18 protein-coding genes are annotated in these 20,161 nt (G+C 56.7%); 16 read left to right on the forward strand and 2 right to left on the reverse strand.

From position 1 onward, the window contains the following. Positions 1-119: 119 nt before the first annotated feature. The 7 genes from C230_RS0107985 (at position 120) to ligD (ending at position 9,598) form a co-directional block, all read left to right on the forward strand. Positions 120-1,466 (forward strand): ABC transporter permease, encoded by a 1,347-nt coding sequence (locus C230_RS0107985; RefSeq protein WP_018131508.1) that lies wholly within the window; start codon positions 120-122, stop codon positions 1,464-1,466. Next, a complete protein-coding gene (locus C230_RS19790; protein WP_018131509.1) occupies positions 1,466-2,170 on the forward strand; it encodes an ABC transporter ATP-binding protein in 705 nt (234 codons plus the stop codon). The genes C230_RS0107985 and C230_RS19790 overlap by 1 nt, the downstream gene beginning before the upstream one ends. Next, positions 2,124-2,606 carry a hypothetical protein gene (locus C230_RS0107995; protein WP_018131510.1) on the forward strand — a complete coding sequence of 161 codons (483 nt, stop codon included), beginning with the start codon at positions 2,124-2,126 and terminating at the stop codon, positions 2,604-2,606. Before C230_RS19790 ends, C230_RS0107995 begins: the two co-directional genes overlap by 47 nt. A gap of 510 nt (positions 2,607-3,116) precedes the next feature. Further along, positions 3,117-5,783 carry a valine--tRNA ligase gene (locus C230_RS0108000; protein ID WP_026174209.1) on the forward strand — a complete coding sequence of 889 codons (2,667 nt, stop codon included), beginning with the start codon at positions 3,117-3,119 and terminating at the stop codon, positions 5,781-5,783. 140 nt (positions 5,784-5,923) lie between these two features. Further along, complete coding sequence (locus C230_RS0108005; protein ID WP_156807394.1) at positions 5,924-7,222, forward strand: bifunctional folylpolyglutamate synthase/dihydrofolate synthase; 1,299 nt, start codon at positions 5,924-5,926, stop codon at positions 7,220-7,222. Positions 7,223-7,229: 7 nt separating this feature from the next. After that, the gene (gene murC, locus C230_RS0108010) at positions 7,230-8,603 is read left to right on the forward strand and encodes a UDP-N-acetylmuramate--L-alanine ligase (protein WP_018131513.1); all 1,374 of its coding nucleotides are present in this window, start codon (positions 7,230-7,232) and stop codon (positions 8,601-8,603) included. A gap of 86 nt (positions 8,604-8,689) precedes the next feature. Beyond that, on the forward strand, positions 8,690-9,598 hold the full coding sequence (gene ligD / locus C230_RS0108015) for a non-homologous end-joining DNA ligase (RefSeq protein WP_018131514.1): 909 nt from the start codon (positions 8,690-8,692) through the stop codon (positions 9,596-9,598). Between the two features lie 129 nt (positions 9,599-9,727). Here the strand turns inward: ligD and C230_RS22465 are convergent, their stop codons facing one another. Then, complete coding sequence (locus C230_RS22465; RefSeq protein WP_018131515.1) at positions 9,728-9,868, reverse strand: hypothetical protein; 141 nt, start codon at positions 9,866-9,868, stop codon at positions 9,728-9,730. 118 nt (positions 9,869-9,986) lie between these two features. Here C230_RS22465 and C230_RS0108025 point away from each other — a divergent pair, with 118 nt between their 5' ends. From C230_RS0108025 to C230_RS0108065, 9 genes are all read left to right on the forward strand, one after another. Then, positions 9,987-11,027 carry a MerR family transcriptional regulator gene (locus C230_RS0108025; RefSeq protein ID WP_026174211.1) on the forward strand — a complete coding sequence of 347 codons (1,041 nt, stop codon included), beginning with the start codon at positions 9,987-9,989 and terminating at the stop codon, positions 11,025-11,027. A gap of 78 nt (positions 11,028-11,105) precedes the next feature. Beyond that, on the forward strand, positions 11,106-11,726 hold the full coding sequence (locus C230_RS0108030; protein ID WP_018131517.1) for a methyltransferase domain-containing protein: 621 nt from the start codon (positions 11,106-11,108) through the stop codon (positions 11,724-11,726). 84 nt (positions 11,727-11,810) lie between these two features. Continuing rightward, positions 11,811-13,109 (forward strand): multicopper oxidase domain-containing protein, encoded by a 1,299-nt coding sequence (locus C230_RS21305; RefSeq protein WP_018131518.1) that lies wholly within the window; start codon positions 11,811-11,813, stop codon positions 13,107-13,109. A 319-nt stretch (positions 13,110-13,428) separates the two neighbouring features. Further along, entirely contained in the window at positions 13,429-14,403 is a 975-nt protein-coding gene (locus tag C230_RS23570; RefSeq protein WP_018131519.1) for a ubiquitin-like domain-containing protein, read from the forward strand. Positions 14,404-14,635: 232 nt separating this feature from the next. Then, on the forward strand, positions 14,636-15,598 hold the full coding sequence (locus C230_RS0108045; protein WP_018131520.1) for a hypothetical protein: 963 nt from the start codon (positions 14,636-14,638) through the stop codon (positions 15,596-15,598). 84 nt (positions 15,599-15,682) lie between these two features. Next, on the forward strand, positions 15,683-17,107 hold the full coding sequence (aspA, locus tag C230_RS0108050) for an aspartate ammonia-lyase (protein ID WP_018131521.1): 1,425 nt from the start codon (positions 15,683-15,685) through the stop codon (positions 17,105-17,107). A 151-nt stretch (positions 17,108-17,258) separates the two neighbouring features. Next, positions 17,259-17,783: a PadR family transcriptional regulator gene (locus C230_RS0108055; RefSeq protein WP_018131522.1), complete on the forward strand. Its 525-nt coding sequence runs from the start codon at positions 17,259-17,261 to the stop codon at positions 17,781-17,783. Then, complete coding sequence (locus C230_RS19805) at positions 17,783-19,249, forward strand: DHA2 family efflux MFS transporter permease subunit (protein ID WP_018131523.1); 1,467 nt, start codon at positions 17,783-17,785, stop codon at positions 19,247-19,249. Before C230_RS0108055 ends, C230_RS19805 begins: the two co-directional genes overlap by 1 nt. Before the next feature lie 105 nt (positions 19,250-19,354). After that, positions 19,355-19,549: a hypothetical protein gene (locus tag C230_RS0108065; RefSeq protein WP_018131524.1), complete on the forward strand. Its 195-nt coding sequence runs from the start codon at positions 19,355-19,357 to the stop codon at positions 19,547-19,549. A gap of 208 nt (positions 19,550-19,757) precedes the next feature. Here C230_RS0108065 and C230_RS22470 read toward each other — a convergent pair whose 3' ends face one another. Next, on the reverse strand, positions 19,758-19,910 hold the full coding sequence (locus tag C230_RS22470; RefSeq protein WP_018131526.1) for a hypothetical protein: 153 nt from the start codon (positions 19,908-19,910) through the stop codon (positions 19,758-19,760). Positions 19,911-20,161: the final 251 nt, after the last annotated feature.

A 20,161-nucleotide genomic window follows, 5' to 3' on the forward strand; every position in this document is an offset into this window, starting at 1 on the left:
CTGTAACGTATGTGGGTTGTGGGAAGGTTGACACAAGAAGCAGGCTCCGGAGGAAAAATCCGGCTAATCCGGCCCGCCGTTGGGAAAACTGAGAAAAGAAGCGAAAGGCGGGTGAGCGGATGTTTACAATACCGGAACTGGTGTTTCATTTTTTATGGGTTTCTGTGTTTCTTGTGCTGGCGGTGATTTTCTGGCTGACATGGCGGGGGCAGGAAGCGGACGGCGGCGGGCGGCCGGTTGGTTCCCGGTCCTTTTTTTTGCGAATCCGCCTGGTCTGGAACAATCTGTGGCGGAAACCGCTACGCACGTTGCTGCTGGTGGCGTCGTCGGCGATCACGGCGGGCATTCTGTTTCTCGGCTATTTTTTTCTGACCAGCATGGACCGCAGTCTGTCGGCGGCCGGCGGCCGGTTGGGGGCGGATGTGATGGTGGTGCCGAAAGGGTACGGGGTTGTCGCCCAGCAAATTTTGCTGTCGGGGGCGGTCAGCTCTTTCTATATGCCGGAGTCTGTGGTGGACAAGGTGCGGGCGATTCCGCGTGTGGCGGCCGCCTCGCCGCAATTGTACCTGGAAACGTATTCCGGTTCCTGCTGTCAGGTGGAGGGGAATTTTCCGGTCGTCGCGTTTGATCCGCTGACCGATTTTACCCTGAAACCCTGGCTGGCGAATGCAGGCAACCGGCCGTTTGGTGAACATTCGATCATCATCGGCAGCGAGGCGGGCGGTAAAAACGCGATTTATCATCTGGACAACCGGGCCTACGAGGAACGGCTGCATCTGTTCGGCCAGCCGTTTGTTGTCTCCCATCTTCTCTATCCGACCGGGACGGGAGTGGACCAAACGATTTTTATGGATATTCGGAAAGTCCGGGAACTTCGCCGATTGCCGAACAGTCCGCTGCGGTTTCCCGATCATTCGGTGTCGGTCGTACTGGTCAAAACGCAGCCCGGGGACGAAGAGTGGGTGCGGCGGGAGATTGAACGGCGGATTCCCGAAGTGTCGGCTGTGACGGGCGCCGGAATGCGGGAAACGGTTGAAAAACAGTTGTTCCCCCTGCGCCTGTTGTCGTTTTCGATGATCGGCATCGTGCTGGTCATGGCCGGCTTGCAGGCGATGACGCTGTTTTCCGCTGTCGTGTCGGAACGAAAGCGGGAGATCGGCATGTTTCGTGCGTTGGGGGCGAGAAAAGCGGACGTGTATCGCCTGTTGCTGCAGGAAGCGGCGCTGGCCGGTGTGATCGGCGGGGCAGCCGGGGCGCTGGCGATGTTCATCGTTCTGTATGACAACCGGACACTGATTCGCAAACTGATTCAGCTGCCGCTTTTGTTTCCCGATTGGGGATTGGCAGCGCTGATTGCGCTGGCGGCTGTTGCATTCACTGCGGGCCTCGGCATGCTGGCTGCTTCGGTGCCGATCCGTTCGATCGTCAAGCAGGAGCCGTACCTGGCGATCCGGGAGGGCGAGTGATGATCCGGCTCGAAAACATTTGCAAAAGGTATCGAACAGAGCAGGGAAATGTGACTGCATTGGAGAATATTAACCTTTCGGTTGAGCGCGGCGAGTTTCTGACCATCATGGGGCCGTCCGGTTCCGGCAAGTCCACTTTGCTGTCGCTGATCGGGTTGCTGAGCTGCCCGACCTGCGGCCGCCTGTTTGTCGACGGGCGGGAAGCCAGCCGTTTGTCGGATCGGGAGAAGACCGATTTTCGCGGGCGCAAATTCGGCTTTGTGTTCCAGTTCCCGAGTCTGGTGTCGACGCTCACCGCGCGGGAAAATGTGTTGCTGCCCAAACTGTTCGCCGGCAAAATCAAACCGGCCGATTGGCGGCGGGCGGATGCGCTGCTGGAGCAGGTGGGGCTGGCGGAAAAAATGCACAGACGCTCCCATGAATTGTCCGGCGGCGAGCAGCGGCGGGTGGCGTTGGCGAGGGCGCTGATCAATGATCCGGATGTCGTCCTGGCGGACGAGCCGACCGGGGGATTGGATGCGGAGACGGGGCAGCGGATGATGGAGATGTTGCGCGACATCCGGCAATTGGGAAAAACGGTCCTGGTTGTCACCCACGATCGCGAACTGGCGATGTACGGGGATCGGGTGATTCGCTTGCGGAAGGGAAGGATGGACGATGGCAACGGGACATTCAACGGCGAAACAGGTGAAGTGGCCGATTGAGTGGAAGCTGGTACTGACGAACGGAGCTGTGCTGGGAGGATTGGCGGGACTGCTCTCGCTGTTCGGAAAAGAGTGGTACAACTGGGTGGTGCCGGGGGGCATGATGATCGCCAGTTGGTGGACGGTCAACCGGGCTGCCGGCAGGCGGTTCTGGTCCGGCTTTGCCGCTTCGCTGTTGGCGGGGCTGCTGGCGTGGGTGATCTACCTTGCCGTGAATTATGCAAATTTGACGGCGCACGGTTCGTTTCTCCTGGCGGTCCAGTTGTCGGCGGCGTTTCTGCTGCCGTTGATCCTGATCATCGGCGTTTGCGGTTCCTGGCTGTTCAGCCGCACGCGGGAACGGGTATTGGCCGCACAGAAGCGGATGGAAGAGGAAAAGGCAAAACGGAAACAGATGAACTGCTACCGCGCGAAGAAGCATAGGAAGAAAAAATAGCGGCACACGGGAGATCGGTGTACGGGAGCGGTGCACGAACCACGATTGGCCCATTTTTGATTGTGTACAATCGTGGTTTTGACAGATTCCGGTTTTGGCGTATACTAGAATATGAAAGAATCTGTCGAACAACGTTGATGGGAAAGAGTAGAGCGTTTGAACTCCCCAGAGAGGGAAACCAGCGACGGAAAACAGGCGTTGCGATGCGAAACAGGCGTTGCAAAATGCGGCACCCGTCTGCGGCTGGAAGGTTTCCCGGCAGCTTCACGCTTGAATGTCGTCCCGGAGTTGCCCGGCTGAACGGCCAACGGTGATGCATCGCTGCTGCTTGGGGTGCGATCGACCGTTCCCAGTAGGCAGGGCCGGTGAATCCGTTATCTTCTTTGAGTGTGCACGCCTTCCGCCTGCCGTGTGGAAAAAGCGTGCAAAGCAAGGTGGTACCGCGGAAGCAAGCCTTTCGTCCTGCGTCGGATGGAAGGTTTTTTTTATTTGTTGGAGGAGGGAGTCAGGATGTCAACCGAACAGGCACATGAGCAAAAACAGATTCCGACCGTCTATGATCCGCAGGCAACGGAACAGCGGCTTTATGACTGGTGGGTGGAGAACGAATTTTTCAAGGCGACGGGCGATCCGGACAAACAACCCTATTGCATTGTGATTCCGCCGCCGAACGTGACCGGTATGCTGCACATGGGACATGCCCTGGACTGCACTCTGCAAGACGTGTTGATCCGGTACAAGCGGATGCAGGGGTATGATGCGCTGTGGCTTCCGGGCATGGACCATGCCGGGATTGCGACGCAGGCACGGGTCGAAGCGACGCTGCGGGAAGAGGGGCTCACCCGTTACGATCTGGGGCGTGAAAAATTCCTCGAGAAAGTCTGGGAGTGGAAGGAGCATTACGCGTCTGTCATCCGATCGCAGTGGCGGCGGATGGGATTTTCGCTCGACTATTCGCGCGAGCGGTTCACGATGGACGAGGGATTGTCGCGGGCGGTTCGTACCGTGTTCGTCAAGCTCTACGAAAAAGGGCTGATCTATCGCGGCCAGCGGATCATCAACTGGGATCCGGCAGCTCGCACTGCTTTGTCGGACATTGAAGTGGAATACAAGGACGTCAAAGGTGCTTTGTACCACCTGCGGTATCCGCTCAAAGACGGCAGCGGCTCTATCACGGTGGCGACCACCCGTCCGGAGACGATGCTCGGCGATACGGGGATTGCCGTTCATCCGGAAGACGAGCGTTACAAGGATTTGATCGGTAAAACTGTGATCCTGCCGATTATTGGGCGGGAGATTCCGATTTTTGCCGATGAATATGTCGACAGGGAATTCGGCTCCGGAGCGGTCAAGGTCACGCCCGCGCACGACCCGAACGATTTCGAGATGGGACTGCGCCACAACCTGCCGATGATCAGCGTGATGGACGAGAAAGCGACAATGAATGAAAATGCGGGTCCTTACCAGGGATTGGACCGCTTCGAATGCCGCAAGCGGATCGTCGAGGATCTCAAGGCGCAAGGCGTGCTGCTTAAAGTAGAGGAACACGAACATTCGGTCGGACACTCCGAGCGGAGCGGCGCTGTCGTCGAGCCGATTTTGTCGACGCAGTGGTTTGTCGCCATGAAACGGCTGGCGGAACGGGCGATTCAACTGCAAAAGAGTGGCGATGCGGTTCGCTTTGTGCCGGAACGATTTGAAAAAATCTACCTGCACTGGATCGAAAACGTCCGCGACTGGTGCATCTCCCGCCAGTTGTGGTGGGGACACCGGATTCCCGCCTGGTACTGCGACGAGTGCGGCGAAACGATCGTGTCGATCGATGATCCGGCCGCTTGTCCGAAATGCGGGCACGCAGAACTGCGTCAGGATGAAGACGTGCTGGATACCTGGTTCTCATCCGGCTTGTGGCCGTTCTCCACGATGGGCTGGCCGGAGCAGACGGACGACTTGCGACGCTATTATCCGACCGACGTGCTGGTCACGGGGTTTGACATCATCTATTTCTGGGTGGCCCGGATGATTTTCACCGCGCTTGAGTTTACCGGCCGGAAGCCGTTCAAGGACGTGTTGATTCACGGCCTGGTCCGCGACGCGCAGGGCCGGAAAATGTCCAAGTCGCTCGGCAACGGGGTGGACCCGCTTGCTGTGATCGAACAATACGGCGCGGATGCATTGCGGTTTATGCTGATGACCGGCAGCAGCCCGGGCAACGACCTGCGCTTCCATTGGGAAAAGGTGGAGTCGGCCCGAAACTTTGCGAACAAGATTTGGAACGCGTCGCGCTTTGTGATGATGAACCTGGGCGACTTCCAGTACGAGGACATTCGTCTGGATGGCGAGTTGGGCACGGCTGACAAGTGGATTTTGCATCGGTTGAACGAGACGGCGAAAGAGGTCAATGCGGCGTTGGACCGCTATGATTTCGGGGAAGCGGGGCGCCAGATCTACGAGTTCATCTGGAACGAATACTGTGACTGGTACATTGAACTTGCCAAACTGTACCTGTATGGTGACGATGCAGCGGCGAAAAAGACGACACAGTCGGTGCTCGTCTATGTGCTCGACCAGTCGCTTAGGCTGCTGCATCCGTTTATGCCGTTCATCACCGAGGAAATCTGGCAGCACATCCCGCATCAAGGGAAAACGATCACGCTGGCGGCATACCCGAAATACGAAGAGCGCTTTGTGAATGGGCAGGCCGCACGCGAGATGGAACTGTTGATGGACATGATCCGCGCCGTCCGCAATGTCCGGGCGGAAATGAACGTTCCGCCCAGCCGTCCTGTCACTCTGATCGTCAAACCGACGAATCAGGAAACCGAAGATCTCATCCGCCGCGGCGAGGCCTACATCCGCCGGTTCTGCAACCCGGAACGGCTGACGATCGACCCAAACGCCGCCACCCCGGAAAAATCGGTGACGGCCGTGGTGACCGGCGCCGAATTGTTCCTGCCGCTGGCCGGTTTGATCGATATTGAGGCGGAAATCGCCCGTCTGGAAAAAGAGCTGAAGCATCTGGAAGCGGAAGTCGAGCGGGTCGAAAAGAAACTGTCCAATCCCGGGTTCGTCACGAAAGCGCCGGCCGAGGTAATCGAGGCGGAACGGGCCAAGGGACGCGACTATGCGGAAAAATTGGAAAAAGTGAAGGCACGGTTGGCGGAGATTCGGGCGTAACCCCCAGCGAGGTGATGTGTACCTTCGAAGCACATTCCGGGTACTTCGCTGGGGACGGGGGCGCCCTGCAAAGTGATGGCGTGGACCGCGCCGTCACCACTTTGACCGATAACCGAATACGATGCTAAGGACTGATCGATTTGATACTGCAATGGATCTCAAGTTTCCCTCGATTTGACGGACGATGGGGCATCAAACTCGGACTGGAGCGGATGCAGGCGCTGCTTGCGCGGCTTGGCAATCCGCATCGGCAGCTGCGGTTCATCCATGTGGCGGGCACCAACGGCAAAGGTTCCACTTGCGCCTTTCTGGCGTCGATTTACCAGCAAGCGGGTTATCGGGTGGGGCGCTATACGTCCCCCTATATCATCCACTTTTTTGACCGGATGTCGGTGAACGGGGTTGACGTTACGGAAGCGCAACTCTCCCGCTATGCGGAACAGCTCAAGCCGCAGATCGCTGCCATCCGGCAGACGGAGATCGGGGAGCCGACCGAGTTTGAAGTGATCACCTTGCTGGCCATCCTGTTTTTTCTCGATCAACAGGTCGATGTGGTGGTGTGGGAGACAGGGCTTGGCGGCCGGCTGGATGCAACGAATGTGGTGACACCGCTCGCTTCGGTGATTACGAATGTGGGGCTTGACCATCAGCTTCATTTGGGACCGACGATTGAGGACATCGCGCGGGAAAAAGCGGGCATTGCCAAACCGGGTGTGCCGCTGTTCACGGCAGCTGAGCAGCCGGCGTTGAACGTGATTCTGGCGAAAGCGGCAGAAGTGCAGGCGCCTGCCGCCATTCTCGGCGCCGATTTTTCCTACAGGCGGAAACGCTATTCGCTGGCGGGACAGACATTCGATTTTGAGTCGACCGATGTCCGGTTGAACGATCTGGAAATTCGGATGCTCGGGGAACATCAATGCAAAAATGCGTCGCTCGCAGTTGCCACCGCACTCCACTTGTCGCAAAACGGCACCCTGCCGGTGAGCGAGCAGGCGTTGCGAAGCGGTTTGCAACTGACTCGTTGGCCTGGCCGGTTGGAGATCGTACGGGAGCAACCCTTGGTGCTGTTGGACGGCGCGCACAATCCGCACGGGACGGAAGCGCTTGCAGCCGCGCTCGACGAACTGCTGGGCGATCGAAAAGTGCTGCTGGTGATCGGAATTTTGCAGGACAAACTGGTGCCGGGCGTGTTGGACCCGATTTTGCCGTTTGCCGGGAGAGTGATTGTGACCGCCCCGAACTCCCCGCGCGCGGCGGATGTCAACGACGTGGCGATGTTTGTACGCGACCGGGTGCGGGTGCCGATCGAACAGATCCCGCATGTGGCGGAAGCGGTTCAGCGTGCGGTCGACAGCGTGCAGACGGAAGAAGCGGTGCTGGTCACAGGATCCTTGTACACCATTTCGGAAGCGAGACAATTTACCTCCAAGAAAGGATGACATGCTTGTGAATCAGTTCCAACGTGTCCATTTTGTGGGGATTGGCGGTTATGGCATGAGCGCGATCGCGCGGGTGATGATCGATCTCGGCTACCAGGTGTCCGGTTCGGACATCGCGCGGCAGGATGCCACCGATCGCTTGGAAGCGCTGGGCGCCACCGTTTATATCGGCCATAATCGCGCTCATGTGGCAGGAGCGGACTGTGTCGTGTATTCGACGGCGGTGACAAAGGATAACGAGGAACTGGTCGCAGCGCGCGAAGCGGGGATTCCCGTGTTCCACCGTTCGCAGATGCTGGCAAAACTGATGGAAACGAGAAAAGGGATTGCCGTCGCCGGCGCCCACGGCAAAACCACCACCACCTCGATGATCGCGTTTATTTTGCAGGAGGCGGACCGCCACCCCACCTATGTGATCGGCGGCGTCTTGACCAACGTCGGCGACAATGCAAAAGCGGGTTGCGGCGAATATCTGGTGGCGGAAGCGGATGAAAGCGACGGTTCGTTCATCCACTACCGGTCCTATTATGCGGTCGTGACCAACATCGAGGCGGACCATTTGGAAAACTACGGCGGAAGTTTTGAGCAGCTGAAGGACGGTTATCGCCGATTTATTGGCAATGTGGATCCGGCGGGGAAAATCGTCGCCTGCTGGGATGACCCGGTGGTCCGCGAGCTGCTGGCTGCTCATTCCGGAACCATCCTGAAATACGGCTTGCACTCCGCGACGGACGCTACCGCGGAGGAGATTGAGCTGCTGGAGCGGGGCTCCCGCTTCCAGATGGTTTGCGGCGGAAAGCGAATCGGACAATTGGAGCTGTCGATACCCGGCCGCCACAACATTTTGAATGCTTTGGCCGCCTCACTTGTCTGTCTGGACGCCGGTGTCGGGTTTGCCGATATCGCCGCTGCCCTGAAAAAATTCACCGGAGCCAAACGCCGTTACCAGGTCCACCTGGACACCCCGGAGTTGCTGGTGGTCGACGATTACGCCCATCACCCGACGGAGATCCGGGCGACGATTGCGGCGGCGAAAGCGAGCGGCCGGCGGGTGGTGGCGGTGTTCCAGCCGCAGCGTTACACGCGGACCTATTATCTGTTTAAAGAGTTCAGCCGCGCGTTTGCGGAAGCGGATGAGGTGATTCTGACCGACATCTACTCTCCTGCCGGCGAACAGCCAATCGACGGGGTGTCGGCAGAAAAACTGGCGACGCTCATCTCCGAAAACAGCGGTGTGCACACTGTTTATTGCCCAACGAAGGAGCAAGTGGTAGACTATCTGCTGAAGCATCTGCGGGATGGCGACCTGGTGCTGACGATGGGGGCCGGCGATATCTACAAAGTGGCGGAGCGGCTTGCCGCCGCAAGCGTGGTACCGTAACGCGAACGAATCGGGCCGGAAGCGAGGATTGGTGTCCGTTCTCGTTTATAATAAGAGAAATGGCGAAGCATGATGGAGGCGCGGGGATGGACGATTCTATCACCGTTGACGGCAAGACCATCCACGTGACCAAACCGGAGAAACTATTGTGGCCGGAGGCGGGGATCAGCAAACGGGATTACATCGAGTATCTGCTGGCGGTCTCCCCTTATCTGTTGCCGTACACAAAAGACCGGCTGCTGATGATGTGGCGCTACCCGGACGGTGTCGGCACGAAACGGATCGAAGAGAAAGCGGTGCCCGATTTTGCCCCTGATTGGATTCCCCGCGCTTTTTACAAGGACAAACACTGGATTTTGCTGAACGATGCCGCCACCCTGGCCTGGGTGGGGAATTACGCTGCATTGGAACTGCATGTTTCGTTCGACCGCTATTGGAAGAAGAATTATCCGACCGAATTGGTATTTGACCTCGATCCGGCCGACCCGGTCGACTTTGAGAGGGTGCTGGAAGTGGCCTTGCAATTGAAGGCTGTGTTGGACTCCCTGTCCCTCGTCAGCGTGGCCAAAATCTCCGGCGCCACCGATTTGCAGATTTATGTGCCGATCGATTGCCGCTATACGTTTGAAGAAACGCGCAAAATCAACAAATTCATCGCTGAATACATGGCCCGGCAAAACCCGCGCCGGATCACGCTGGAAAGAAACGTCAAAAAACGGGGCGGCAAATTGTATCTCGATTACCTGCAACTGTGGAAAGGCAGGACGATGCCGGCGCCGTACTCGGTCCGTACCCAAGCACGGGCGACCGTATCGATGCCTGTGACATGGGGAGAAGTGGAAAACGGCTTTGCTCCGTCCGATTTTACCATTCGCAACGCCGTGCAACGCATCCGGGAAAAAGGGGACCTGTTCAGCCCCCTGACTACGGACAAGCACAGTTACAACCAGGGATTGGACGAAATTCTGTCGTTCCTGGAGGCACATAGGAGGTAACCGGCTGCTTGGCCGCGGCACAAGACCGCGATGGCCCGAGCAAAGCCGACGATGGGCGGACGGTGCCGGCGTGTTTCCGTCCGCCAACAAAACCGTCAAGCCCGGACCAGGGACTGACGGTTTTGTTGCTTATGATTCTCCTTCCGTCTCTTTGTCGTTCAGTTGTTGTTCCTCTATCCGGTTGAACTTCTGCAACAACAGAATCGGGATCCCGGCCAACAGCAGCGCGGCTGCAACGCTTCCGATCACATCGAACCAGAGTGACGCCATATTCATCCCCCCTTATTTTCTTTATATTCGGAAGATTTTTTAAAATGAACCTCCGCTTTACTTTGCCGTTGCGTCAGGGTTTAAGATAAACGCGAGGAGGTTGCTGGCGATGAATGGCATGAAAATCAAGGAAATCGCAGAGAAACTGAAGATCTCGCCGCGAGCGATCCGATTTTATGAACAAAAGGGACTGATTGCTCCCGGCAAGCAAATGCACAACCAATACCGGACATTTTCGGAACGGGAGATCTGGCGGTTGCAAACGATCATTGCCTTGCGCGAGGTCGGCATGCCGATCGAGGAGATCAAAACGGTGCTGGCGCAGATTGAGCAAGGAGAGCAGGATGAGCTTCGATATTACCTGGAATTGCAGAGATCGGTGATGGTCAGCCAGTGGGTCGAAATGAAACAGATCATCGAAACCATCGACCGGATGATCGACCTGCTGCAACGAAACCGCTCGCTTGTCCTGGACGATCTGTACCGGTTGGCCGAAGGCTCGAGACGGCTGCGGGAGCTCCGGAAAAATTGGCGGGACCGGTGGAATTTTGACCGGCAAGCGGATTCCTACGACGAACGGGTGCGGAATCGACCGTATGATTACGAACAGGCACTCGATTTGACTGTTGAATGGATCGCGCCAAAACCGGGCGAATCCGGTTTGGATATCGGCACCGGAACAGGAAATCTGGCAGGGCGGTTTTTGGCCAAAGGGATTCGCATGGCGGGCATCGACCAATCAAAAGAGATGCTGAAACAATGCCGGCGCAAGCATCCCGGGATGGAAACCCGGCTGGGCAATTTTCTGGCGATTCCCTATCTGGACGGGCAATTCGATTTTGCGGTCACCAGTTTCGCGCTGCATCATCTGACGGACGAACAAAAGCTGCTGGCGCTGGAAGAAATGCGGCGGGTGTTGAAACCGCACGGGCGGATTTGCATTACCGATCTGATGTTCGAAAACGAACGGAAACGGGCCGAATATTTGGAAATGCTGCGCCAACAGGGAAACGTCGAAGCGATCCGGGCGATCGAAGACGAATATTATGCCGACCGGTCGCGGCTGCTCGATTGGTATGAGCGGCATGGATACAGGACGAGGCACAAACAAATCAGCGAGTTGCTGCACATCGTTTGCGCCGTTCCGGTTCAAGCGTGACGGTTGTCAGCACGAATTCGTACTCCTGGCGGTTCGCAGGAGACGACCGGGCCGCCATCCCGGAAAGGGGAGAAAAAAATGGACAAACAGCAACTGCAACAGCTTTATCTGCGGGCAGAGTATTATTGGGGAAAAGAGCCGAACCGGTTGGCCACAAGATTCCCCGATTTGGTCCCGGAAAACGAACGATCGGGCAAGAAACTGGTCGATCTGGGGGCCGGGGAAGGCCGCGACAGCGTATTTTTGGCGGAACAGGGGTTTGCGGTGTTGGCGGTGGACATCGCTCCTGCCGGTTTGGACAAGGCGCGCCGGTTGGCGGATGAAAGGAACGTGCGAATCGAGACGCTGGAAGCGGATGTGAATGACCTGATATTGCCCGAACTGGTCGATGTCCTGTACTCGATCGGAACGCTTCAGTATATTGAACCGCAAAACAGGCAGCGGCAATTCCGGCATTTCAAGCAGCGGACCGCACCCGGCGGCCTGCACGTACTGTTTGCGTTTGTGGAACATCCGGATGTGCAACCGGCGCCCGACTGGGGGCAAAACGAATATCTCTATGCAAGAGACGAACTGCAAAGCTATTACCGGGACTGGGAAACGGTTGATACTTATGAGTTTATTTTCGACTGCAATTCGAGCCATATTCCGCACCGTCACGCCGCCCGGGTGTTGATCGCCCGGAAGCCTGCCAGATAGACGAACCTAAAAAATCGTTGACAGAACCCATCAGGCAGGTATTATTAAAAATGAGAATCATTATCATCTTTTGGGGGTTTTGTCATGAAACGATTGGGCATTGGCCTGATGCTGGGATTATGCGGTTTTCTGGTGGCGGGATGCAGCGATGACGCCAAACCTGCCGTCAACAATACGGCCAACAAACAGGAGAAAGTATTTCATCTTTATGCCGGGGACGCGATGCAGGAGCTGGCGCCAGGGAAAACGCTGTATTCCTGGGGATTCGGTTTATGGGACGAGCAGAACAACAAACCGGCGTCGCCGCCTACCATACCGGGGCCCGAATTGCGCGTGCGGGAAGGTGATCATGTGAAGGTCGTGTTCCACAACAAGCAAAAAGAGCCGCATACGATCCATTTTCACGGGATCGACAACAGCTTCAACGGCGACGGAACGCCGGGCGTCAGCCAGGAAGAGGTAAAAACGGACGGTACGTTTACATATGAATTTGACGCCACGAAAGCGGGCACCTACTTCTACCACTGTCACGTCGAGCCGGACCGGCACCCGGAGATGGGACTGTACGGTGCTTTCATCGTCGAACCGAAGGAACAGAAAGCGAAGTATGACGGGGAATTCGTCCTGCTGCTGGGCGAGCGCGACCCGCTACTGAGCGTTGCGGAAGGCACGGAAGCCGGCAAATATGTCGGAACCGCAGCCGAACACGAAAAACTGGACGGCGAATATGATACGGCCGATCGCCATCCCAAATTTTTCACGATCAACGGCAAGATGGATCACGAGATTCCGCCTCTGCAGGTAAAAAAAGGGGGCAAGTACCTGATCCGCCTGATCAACGCCGGCAACGACGTCCATGCGATCCATACACACGGCCACCACTTTCAGGTGATCGCCAGCGACGGCCGGGACATCGCGCAGCCGGAAACGAAAGACACGGTGACGATTGGACCCGGAGAACGCTACGATCTGGTTTTGACCGCCGACAATCCGGGAGCTTGGCCGTTGCATTGCCATATCGGCCCGCACGGAACGCACGGCATGCACACGTTCATTGTGTACGAAGGATTCGAAGACAAAATGCACGGCCATGCGCTGCACCAGCTTGATTCGATCATGCACGAACTGGCGGAAATCAAGCAGAACCTGCACGACGAGCAATACGATCAGCTGAAAGCGGAACTGGGCGAATTGTCCGCGAACTTCAACAAGACAAAAGGTGCTCTGGCGACGAAAGATCAAGCGCTGGCCAACGGGATCGAAGCGACCGGCGCGGAGATCGCCAAAGCCCTGACCGCCGCCCCGGATCAGAAACGGTTGGAAACATTGGTCAATCAGTTGGAAGAACAATTGAACAAAGCACAGGAAATATTGATGGAGTAGATGGATTGAAAAGAGGCGTCCCCTTCCGACAATGTCGATGGCGGACGCCTCCTAGCGATGACTGGCATAATCCGCAACGTTCGCACATATGCATAAACAAGCTTGCCAAAGGGAATTGGCAAGCGAGCATCGATCAGGCTGGTGTCCATGTTGCAGGCCACGCAGCGGGGCAATCGGACCCGGACAAGTTACTGCAGTTTAACTTTTTAAAATTTGGTCTTGTAACCAACTATTACATTGGCTATACTAAGAAAGTAAATTGGGGTTTCCACAACAGGAGGGGGAATTTGCGCAAAAGCGCACAAAAAGGAGTGATTGGGTGCGAAAGTTCAGCCGCAAATCGATTTCCATTCTGGCAGCAGCCACTGCAGTCGCTGCAGCCGGGAGCGTTTCGGCTACCGCTTTGCACAAGACAGTGTTTTTGCAAGTCGATGGCCAGTCGCGAAAAGTAACCGCATTTTTCAGCGGATCCGTTGAGGAATTCCTGAAAAAGCAAGGCATTCAGGTCACCCCCGACGATGTGGTACAGCCAGCGAAAGGCGCCCATTTGACAGAGGGAATGAACATTCTTGTCAGACATGCCCGGCATGTGAAGATTCAAGATGGCACAAACGAGCCGCGGGCGATTGTGACGACCGCGTCAACGGTGGCCGATGTGTTGGAGCAAGCGGGCATCCAGTTGGGCGATCAGGACCGCGTCAACGCCGAGTTGAATTCGGCTCCGATTGAGGGCCAAACGATCACCGTCACCCGTCGAAATGTTCAAGTCGCAGTAACGGAAGAAGCCATACCTTTTCAGACCGAACGCCAGCCGAACCAGGAGATGTACAAGGGACAAGAAAAGTTGCTGACGCCCGGTGTGGAAGGGTTAGCGAAAGTGACGACCCGCATTGTCACGGAAAACGGGGTCGAAGTCGATCGGGAAGTGGAAAAACAGGTGGTCAGGCAACCGGTTAACGCGGTGGTTACATACGGCACGCTGGATCGGCCAATGGTGGTCGCTTCCCGCAGTGGCGGGAATTTTGCCGCTACCCGCAAACTGGTGATGTCCGCTTCCGCTTATGTGGCCGGCGGGCGGACGGCGACCGGCCGGGTTGCGCAGTATGGCATTGCGGCGGTTGACCCGAACGTGATTCCGCTTGGCACCAAGTTGTATATCGAGGGATACGGATACGCGATCGCGGCCGACACCGGCGGAGCGATCCAGGGCAACCGGATCGACCTGGTGTTCAATTCGCAGGAGGAATGCATGCAATTTGGCCGCCGACAGGTAGTCGTCTACATCGTCGAGTAAGCCGGCCGGGCAAACCGCTCCGTTGGGGCGGTTTTTCGTTTTTGTCCGTTCTGCTTATATAGACGACGCTTGCGAGCAAAAAGTTTCACGGTTCGACAAAAAAATTTTTTCGGAAGATTGGAAGATGATCGAGGTTGATAGACTCTGCTGCGAATCTATCATTTTTGGCATATCGGGCGACAGACTGTCATATGGTTGTAGCAAATGGTAGATTCGGAAGGAGCCAGCCACAATGGACAAGTCCCGTATGACGTTTACGTTTCGTCCGTCACGCCAGGAATCTCCCGCGGTCCCGAAAGAAGCGCGGGAGCGGCGGCCGTTTCAGAAACCTGGCCGATTCGATCGCCCGGAATATCGACGAAACCGGAACCCTTACGAAAAACGGGCGAACGCTCCGATTGCCGGCTTCTCCTGGCTGATCCCCGCTCTCTTGGCGACTGTTACCGGCCTCACCCTGGGGTTAGGCGTGCTGTTCGTGTTCAAAAATGCGACGCCGGAATCGAAACCGACCGTCACCACGGTCAATCCTGCTCCGACGACCGGCACATCCGCAGCCGCGCAAAGCTTCCCCGGGCTCGAGCTGGTTGCCTATCAAGTAGGCGCTTATGAAAACTATGAGCGGGCGAAAAAAGGGGCTGCCGAATTTGAAAAATTCGGCATTCATCCGGTGTTTCGCAATTCGGACAAGATCCAGCTGTTTATCGGAGTGGCCGCCGACAAAACGCAGGGACAAGCTGTCGCCGACGCGTTCAACCAGGCGATGGGTGGGGAGACAGATTCGGCGAAACCGCCTTTTTATGTCCGGGACTATAAAGTGGAAACGAGACAAGGGGTGATTCAGGGCGTGGCGGCACAAGACGCAGCCAAACTTGCCGCTGTCCTCGCACAAACCTCGCAAATCCTGAAGGACGGCGTCTCCCTGGCGGTGGCCAAAACACCGCAAAAGGAAGCGGCCGATGCGTGGAGCAAGCGGATCGAAACGCTCCGTCCGCAGATGGAGACCGCCCGCAAAATTCTGGACAAGGCAGGCCGCAAAGGAGAAGTCGCCCGGCTTGACGATATCGTGCAGCAATTGCAGGAAACCGCCGCTGCGATGGGCCAAGGCAAAGGGGTGCTGGAAGTGCAGCGGCATCTTGTCCAAAGCATTGTCGATTACGAGGAACTGATCGGCAAACTGGCGCCTGCGACCGGTTGATCGCTGCGGTTTGGACAATGATTCGCCGGATGTGATATGCTGAAACTCGGACCAAACCCAAGGAGGAAGAAGGGGTCGTTTCAGATGGCGCAAGTACGGATCGAACAAGATCTGCTGGGCGCGAAAGAAGTTCCGGCGGATGCCTACTACGGAATTCAGACGCTGCGGGCGGTGGAAAATTTTCCGATCACCGGAATTCCGCCGCACAAAGAAATGATTCGAGCCTTGGCGGCAGTCAAGAAAGCGGCTGCGATGGCGAATCGCGATGTCGGTGTGTTGCGGGCGGAGATCGCGGAGGCGATCATTCAGGCGACCGACGAGATTTTGGACGGCAAGCTGCACGACCAATTTATCGTCGATTCGATCCAGGGCGGGGCAGGCACCTCGATGAACATGAACGTGAACGAGGTGATCGCCAATCGCGCGATCGAGCTGATGGGCGGAAAAAAGGGAGAATACATCAAATGCTCCCCCAACACGCATGTCAATATGGCGCAATCGACGAATGACGTGTTTCCGACTGCGATCCGCATCGCTTCTCTCCATTTGGCGAGCGGGGTGCTGGAGGCATTGACCGGCCTGAAAAACGCGTTCGAGATGAAAGCGAAAGAGTTGGATTCAGTGATCAAAATGGGCCGCACCCACCTGCAAGACGCAGTGCCGATCCGGATGGGACAAGAGTTTGCAGCATATGCCCGTGTGATCGGACGCGACATCGAACGGATTCGGCGGTCGCTTGACAATCTGCGGGAAATCAATTTGGGCGCGACTGCGGTCGGTACCGGTCTCAACGCATTGCCGGAATACATCACGAAAGTCACGGAAAATCTGCGGCAGATTACCGGACTCGATCTGAAACGGGCGGAAGACCTGGTCGACGCCACCCAAAACACGGACGCTTATACCGAAGTGTCGGGAGCACTCAAGATTTGCGCCGTCAATTTGTCGAAGATCTGCAATGACATCCGGTTGATGGCGTCCGGTCCGCGGACCGGTTTCGGCGAGCTGAAACTGCCGCCGCGCCAGCCAGGGTCTTCCATTATGCCGGGCAAAGTGAATCCGGTGATGGCGGAAGTAGTCAACCAGGTTGCGTTTCAAATCCAGGGCAACGATCTGACAATTTGCCTGGCGTCGGAAGCCGGCCAGCTGGAGCTGAATGTAATGGAACCGGTGCTGGTGTTTAATTTACTGCAGTCGCTGTCGATTTTGCAAAATGCGGTGCGGGTGTTCACCACCCATCTGGTCGAGGGACTGACAGCCAACGTCGAGCGCTGCAAACAACTGGTGGAAAACAGCGTCGGCGTGATCACCGCCATCAACCCACACGTCGGCTACGAAACCGCCTCCATGATTGCGAAAGAGGCGATCGCCACCGGCCGGTCGGTGCGCGACATCTGTCTGGAAAAAGGCGTTTTGACGAAAGAGGAACTGGATGTCATCCTCAACCCGTTGGAAATGACAACACCCGGCATTGCCGGCGCTCGCCTGCTGTTTGGCGACCGGAAATAAGAGACCTGCTCGCCATGAAAATCATGCTTGTTTGGAATCAGCACCGTCCGGGTGCTGATTTTGTTATTTCCGGGTGACACATGTCAGGTATTTACTGATTTTTTATCATAAGTTAAAATAACATATAAAGAGATCATTGATGGAGGTCGCCATGTACGTTGATATTCTGATTCTCTCCCAGCTGATGTCCGGTCCCAAGCACGGTTACGAGATCAAAAAGAATGTGGAACGCATCCTCGGAAGCGGTTTTTCCATCAACAACAACACGCTGTATCCCGCATTGCGGCGGTTTCAGGAAATGGGCGCGGTGACAAAGGAAGTCGAGCTGCAGGAAGGGAAGCCGAACCGTCATATCTACCGCGTGACAGACTTGGGAGCCGAGGTGCTGGAGGAGATGCTGCGCGAATTTTCGCCGGAGATGGCGGGGGATGAGGCGGAATTTCTGGTGCGGGTGGCGCTGTTTGACATGCTTGATGTTGACTCCCGCAAGCAGATTCTGGAGGCTCGCAAGCGTGTACTGAACAAATGGCTGGAACATCTTGACCAAGTCGCCGAACCGCTGTCGCTGGCCAAGAGAAGGCCGTTTGGCTGGCGTGTGGTACAGTTTCAAAAACATCTAATCGAACAGGAGCTCGCCTGGATCCGCGAGCTGGAACAGGAAAGCGAGGGGTCATAATGCAACCGGGAAGATCGCAGAAAACGCTCACCCTGACACAGCAGACCGGCTTGTTGATGGGGCCGTTTTTGACGATGTTGGATTCTAGTATAATGAATGTGGCATTGCCTGAGATTGCCAACCGCATGAACAGCTCGCTGTCCGCCGTGCAGTGGGTGATCACCGCCTATCTGCTGGCGCTTTCCGCGGCATCGGCTGCCGTCGCTTATCTGGCCAAGCGGTTTGGTACGCTTCGCACGTACCGGATCAGTTTGATAGGCTTCACGCTAAGCTCGATCGCGTGCGCGTTCGCCCCCCAACTCGGCATGTTGATCGCCGCCCGCACCATGCAGGGAGCGTTGGGGGCTCCCCTGATCCCGCTGGTGATGGGGATGTTGATGGGGAGTGAGGGGAGCCGGTCGAAAAACGTGTCGCCTGCCTTTGGCATCCTGTTGTTTCTGGCGCCGGTGATCGGGCCGACCATCGGCGGAGTGCTACTTCACTATTTTGGATGGACTTCCATTTTTCTGATCAACGTGCCAATCGGCATTTTCGGTGTGCTGGCGGCGGTCCGACTTCCCGGAGATCCGGCTGACCAGGGGGATCCCTCGGTGCGTTTCGATCCGCTTGGCTTCCTGCTTCTGGCTGCCAGCTTGGCGTTGACGATTTATGGAGCATCGAACGGACCGTTGCACGGTTGGACTTCGACGGATGCCTGGCCGTATTGGAGCATGGGAGGCGGTTTGCTGTTGCTGTATGTGTTGTGGAGTTTGCGGCACCCGCAACCGGCCGTCCCGCTCAAACTGTTGCAAAGGCGCTCTGCAGCGCTGGCGGTTGCACTGTGCGCACTGACTTCGGTCGTCACGTTCTCGACGGTGGTTCTGATTCCGGTGCTCTTGGAGAATATCCAACAGCATTCACCGCTGGCAGTGGGGCTGTCGTTGTTTCCGCAGGCTTTGGTGACCGGTTTCGGTACCGTTTTGGGAAACAAATTTGCCGAGAAGCACGGGGTTCGTGCGAGCGCCGTCACAGGCATGCTCTTGCTGACCTTAGGCACGCTCTTGTTGCAGCTGGTCGATGAAACGACGCCTATCTGGCAGACGGCCGTTCTATTGACGTTCCGGGGAGTGGCGGTCGGTATGGTGATCCAGCAACTGCTATCGGTTATCCTCGCGGGATTGAATCGGCAGGAAACGGCGGATGCGAACACGCTGTTTAACATCTCGCAGCGTCTCGGAGGAGCGGTTGGGATCGCTTTGCTTACGACATTCTTGCAGATCAGGCAAGAACATCAGATCGAACGCTTGTTGGCTGGGCTGCATCTGCCAACTGCGTCTGTGCAGCACGGAATGCCAACCGGCGCCAAGTTGCCGGAGGCGGTGGGCTCCCAATTGGCGCAGGCGGCCATACAGGGGTTCCATGACACGTTTTGGCTGCTCACGTTGCTTGCTTTCGTCGGATTTGTGGCAGCGTTTCATTTGATGTAAAAAACGAATGGTCCCGATCCCGCGTGGAACCAGGGAGTGGTTGTTTGCGGAGGGGACCTGCAAAATTACATCACGAACGATCCTTAACTCGCGGGGATGTGGAGGATGAAAGCGGTTGTGGCAACTCGGTTTGGCGGCCCGGAAGTGCTGGAATACAGGGAAGTTGACCGGCCAGCTGTCAGCCCCAAACAGGTGTTGATCCGGGTGGCGGCTGCCAGCGTTAATTTTGCCGATATCAAAGCCGTGCAGTACTTGGATACAGCTTGGGAACCACCAGAAAAAAATGGCCGGAAACGTTGAAGGAAACGGCAGAAGCCACCCACTGTTGGCGGAAGGCAAGGTCAGGATGTTCATCGGCAAGCGGTTTCCTCCGGCGGATGCGGCGGCAGCACAAGGTTGGATTGAACGCCGCGAGAGTATCGGAAAAGCATTGCTGGTTCCGTAGCGGGTAGGTGCATGCTGACCGCAATGGAACAATTATGAGGGCGGTCTGCGGCCCTTTCCGGCGTTACCCGCTCTCCAGTTCACGCGCCACCAGCGCCAGCCGTTTTTCGATTTCGCGAAGTTCGTCGTGTGCGGAATTTTTCAGACGCTCGAACGCGGAAAACACCTGTCCGGTTTGCAAAAACGGATCGGCTGCCACCGTTTGGCCGGTTGTCACGTTAATCGCTTCCTGTTGCGACAGCTCACCCGACAAGCGGTGGCAGTATGCCAGATTTTCCAGCCAATTGACGAACGGTTTCGACCAGGGAGTCGAGGTGCGCCTTCAGATTGGATCTGTTCATCGCGACACTCCTCCAAGAGGTTTCTTTCTTTACAATTTCCCGAACAGTCCGGTTCCCGAACAGTCCGGCCCTATGCTCTTGCGTGCTTGCCGGAGGGAACCGGGTCCAACGCCGGGGTTGCCACCTG

The sequence above is a fragment of the Effusibacillus pohliae DSM 22757 genome (assembly GCF_000376225.1).
Lineage (GTDB): Bacteria > Bacillota > Bacilli > Tumebacillales > Effusibacillaceae > Effusibacillus > Effusibacillus pohliae.